Source organism: Vibrio sp. 970 (genome assembly GCF_033339075.1).
The window spans coordinates 1-858 of sequence record NZ_JAWOTW010000166.1 but is presented as its reverse complement, the minus strand read 5'-3'; the positions used below and the strand labels follow the sequence as shown (position 1 = coordinate 858).

Annotated in this window: 1 protein-coding gene and 1 pseudogene; both read left to right on the top strand. The window is 40.4% G+C overall.

From position 1 onward, the window contains the following. The first annotated feature begins 43 nt into the window (after positions 1 to 43). A complete protein-coding gene (locus tag R7Q11_RS25450) occupies positions 44 to 493 on the top strand; it encodes a hypothetical protein (protein ID WP_005498619.1) in 450 nt (149 codons plus the stop codon). Positions 494 to 496: 3 nt separating this feature from the next. Beyond that, a pseudogene (locus tag R7Q11_RS25445) lies at positions 497 to 858 on the top strand (type II secretion protein); the annotation flags it as partial.

The following is an 858-nucleotide window of genomic DNA, read 5'->3' as shown; positions in this document are numbered from 1 at the left end:
ACGAAGAATTGGAAAATACGATAAAGGCGGGAGGCTTTAACTAATGAAGGCAAACCTATTATTGGTCGTTTCCGTTTTACTGACCGGTTGCTCGGTATCGGTAACCCCAAATAAAACGACGGTAGACACCATTGTGGAAACCTTTGAGTTTCGAGTCACCAACAAAGACGTTGCAATGGATAAGTCGGTTAACTTTGTTAATCAAATCAATAGCCAATACCCAAAGTCTACGTTTGCAATCAATTACGACACCGAAGAGAGTCAATTTGTTGATGGTTTTGTAAAAGAAATCAAAGCCAAAGGCGTAAATAAACTGCGATACACACTGAACGCAAACAGTGAGGGCAAAGGTGTAAAAATCGTCGCGAAGTATCACAAGATTCAAGAACAAACCTGTGGTGCTGTTTCATTCAATACTCTTAAAAATCATCCATTTGGATGCAGCTTGGAATACAACAGACGTTTGAGTATGACGAATCCTGTCGTGGAGTAAAAAATGGATTTAGATAACCTATTCAAAACGACTTCATCGAGTAAAGACAAAAAGAATAACACCATTGATCTGGTTGTTTCAGATGATATGGCTTTTCTGCAAGCGATCGATGAGCTCTATGCGATCGAAGGTTTCGCATCACCTCTTAAAGTAGATGATATCGATGATGAGAGTTGGCACAAAACAAGTGCAGAAATAAAGCATGTCGTTCTTGATTTGCGAGATTGTGGCGAGCTTGTTTCGGAAGTGGCGGAAATATCTTCAAGATTAGATGTGAGCATCTCTCTGATTGTGTTGAGCAACACGGACTCAATCTTGATGCGTGACAAAGTGCTGTCGTTAGGTGCGAACTACATTCTTTGGGA

What these genes read in the sequence shown, in the direction of transcription:
- R7Q11_RS25450 (WP_005498619.1), top strand. Translation starts at nt 44, where the DNA reads ATGAAGGCAAACCTATTATTGGTCGTTTCCGTTTTACTGACCGGTTGC.